This is a genomic window from Protofrankia sp. CiP1_Cm_nod3 (assembly GCF_982290655.1).
Map to the genome: position 1 here is coordinate 22,544 of NZ_CEVIVD010000024.1, position 2,747 is coordinate 25,290.

At 74.7% G+C, this 2,747-nt stretch carries 2 protein-coding genes; both read right to left on the reverse strand.

The window, feature by feature from the left end; all coding sequences use genetic code 11:
* A partial coding sequence (gene hemG, locus AC5LUJ_RS07455) for a protoporphyrinogen oxidase (RefSeq protein ID WP_493464688.1) occupies window positions 1-833 on the reverse strand: 833 nt, incomplete at its 3' end.
* Window positions 834-1,476: 643 nt separating this feature from the next.
* Entirely contained in the window at window positions 1,477-2,583 is a 1,107-nt protein-coding gene (hemE, locus tag AC5LUJ_RS07460; RefSeq protein WP_250282126.1) for a uroporphyrinogen decarboxylase, read from the reverse strand.
* Window positions 2,584-2,747: the final 164 nt, after the last annotated feature.

Sequence of the window (2,747 nt, forward strand, 5' to 3'; positions counted from 1 at the left end):
CCGGGGCCTGTGCCCGCGCCGGTGTCACCGCCGGCGCCGTCCGGCACGGCCCGCGGCCCACGGCCGACGAGGCTCACCCGCCAGCCGGCGGCGGTCTGGCTGAGCCTGCGCACGCGCGTCCCCAGCAGGATCTCCGCCTCGCTGGCGTCCGCGACGGCCGCGGCGAAGCGGCCCAGACCACCGCGCACCGAGGCGAACACCGGGGCGGACGCGGGGTCGGCCGGCGCGGTACGGGCCCGCGCCCGGTACGCCCCGAGCAGCAGCGAACGGCTCTCGGACATGATCGGGGCCAGCTGCGGGACCGTGGCCCGCAGCGACATGGCGTCGGCCCGCCCCGCGTACACCCCGCCGAGCAGCGGATCCACCAGGCGTTCGACGACCTGGCGGCCGACCCGGGCACCCACGAAGCCGCCGACCGTGGGATCGGCCGGCAGCGGGGTGTGCGGCAGCACCAGATCGGCCGCGGCGCGCACGAGCCCGGCCGGGGAGAGCACCCGGGAGCGCAGCAGGCCGACCACGTCGGTCGGGACGCCGAGCAGGGTCCGCGGCGGCAGCGGGCGCAGCCGGCCGGAGATCAGCAGCGACGCGCTGGTGGTGGCCGGGTGGACGATGTCGTGGCCGAGGCCCACATGACGGGCCAGCCGCACCGCGTCCGGCACCCGGACGAGGAACGACTCGGCGCCCTCCTCAAGCTCGAGCCCCTCGAACGGGGTCGTCCGCAGCTTGCCCCCGACCCGGTCGGCGGCCTCCACGACGGTGACCTGGGCTCGGCCCCGCAGTGCATGGGCGGCCGCAAGCCCCGCGACACCCGCTCCGACCACGACGACCCGCATGCAGACCCGCTCCTCCCGTTACGGCCACCTCACCCGATACGCCTGGCCACCGTCCGCGCACCGGCCGCCATTGTCCAGCGGCGTGCCGGCCCGGGCCGACGGCCGCATGTTGCGTGACCCGCACCAGTTTCCTCCCGCGTCCGCCCGCCGGACCGCGACGGGCGAAGATTGCCCGGCAAGGGTGAGGAAAGGCACCCGGCCGCCCACACGGCGTCACATAACATCGCATAAAGTCACTTAAGACCTACGCCGCGCCACAGCGGATACCGTGCGGCGCCACACGATGCCGCCCGGGCCGCACCGCGCCGCCCGTGACGGCCAGCTCCAGCCCGACTTCCCGTGCCAGGCGCCACACGATGCCGCGCGGGCCGCACCGCGCCGCCCGGGCCGCACGATGCCGCATGAGCCGTGGGCCGCACGGCGCCGCGCGATGGCGCGGCGGGGGCCGGGCCCTGGCCGCCCCGCCGGCTGACCGGGCAGAGGCTGCCCAGCCCGCCCGTCGGACGGCCGGAATGACGATCAGGAGGGCACCGGGACCGGAAGGGCACCGATCAGGAGAGCCCTGGCCGGCAAGACGCCGGCCAGGAGAGTGGCTCCCGGAAAGCGGTGCCCGGGAAAGCGACGGCCGGCGGACGGGCGGTGCTCAGAACTCGTGCACCAGCTCGACGATGTGGGCGAGCACGTCCGGGTCGGTCTCGGGCAGCACGCCGTGCCCGAGGTTGAACACGTGGCCGTCCGCCTTGGCGCCGCGGGCGCACACGTCATGGACCTTCTCGGCGAGGACGTCACGCGGCGCGAAGACGGCGGTCGGGTCGAGGTTGCCCTGCACCGCCCGGCCCGGGCCGATCCGGCGGGCGGCCTCGTCCAGCGGGACCCGCCAGTCCACCCCCACCACGTCGGCCCCGGCATCGGCCATGACGGTGAGCAGTTCCCCGGTGTTCACCCCGAAATGGATGCGGGGGACGCCGTCCCCGGCGAACGCCTCGAGGACCCGCCGGCTGTGGGGCAGGACGTAGCGGCGGTAGTCGGCCTCGTCCAGCGCCCCGGCCCACGAGTCGAACAGCTGCAGCGCGCTCACCCCCGCGTCCACCTGGACCCGAAGGTAACCGATGGTGATGTCGGCGAGCCGGTCGGCCAGCTCGTGCCACACCTGCGGCGCGCTGTACATCAGCTGCTTGGTGCGGGCGTGCGTCCGGCTCGGCCCGCCCTCGACGAGATAGCTGGCCAGGGTGAACGGAGCCCCGGCAAAGCCGATCAGCGGGGTCGGCCCCAGCTCGCGCACGAGCGTGTGGACGGCTTCGGTCACGTACGGGACGTCGTCGCCGGCGAGCGGGCGCAGCCGGGCCAGCGCGGCACCGTCCCGGACCGGCTCCGCGACGACCGGGCCCACCCCGGCGACGATGTCGATGTCCACCCCGATGGCGACCAGGGGCAGCACGATGTCGGAGAACAGGATCGCGGCATCCGTACCGAAACGGCGTATCGGCTGTAGTGTGATTTCTGTCACCATATCCGGATCACGGCAGGAGTCGAGCATCGCCGTGCCCGCGCGCAGCTTGCGGTACTCGGGCAGCGCGCGGCCCGCCTGACGCATGAACCACACCGGAACATGCTCGGCGGGCTCGCCCCTGCAGGCACGCAGGAACGGCGCGTCGCGCAACTCGGGGCGTGGCCCGGGCACCCCACCCACCTCGGACGTCCCGCCTGGTTCCACTGGATCCACCGCCGGATCCACCGCTGCCGCACACATGACCCTGATGGTTGCACGTTCATCGCGAAGGATGCCTCCGACAGGGGGTGCGGCCCGGTCGCGACCTCCGTCACGCCCGCCACCACGCCTCCTGCCACGCCCACCGCCACGCCCACCGCGGCGCCCACCGCGGCACACGGACACGGACACGGACACGGACACGG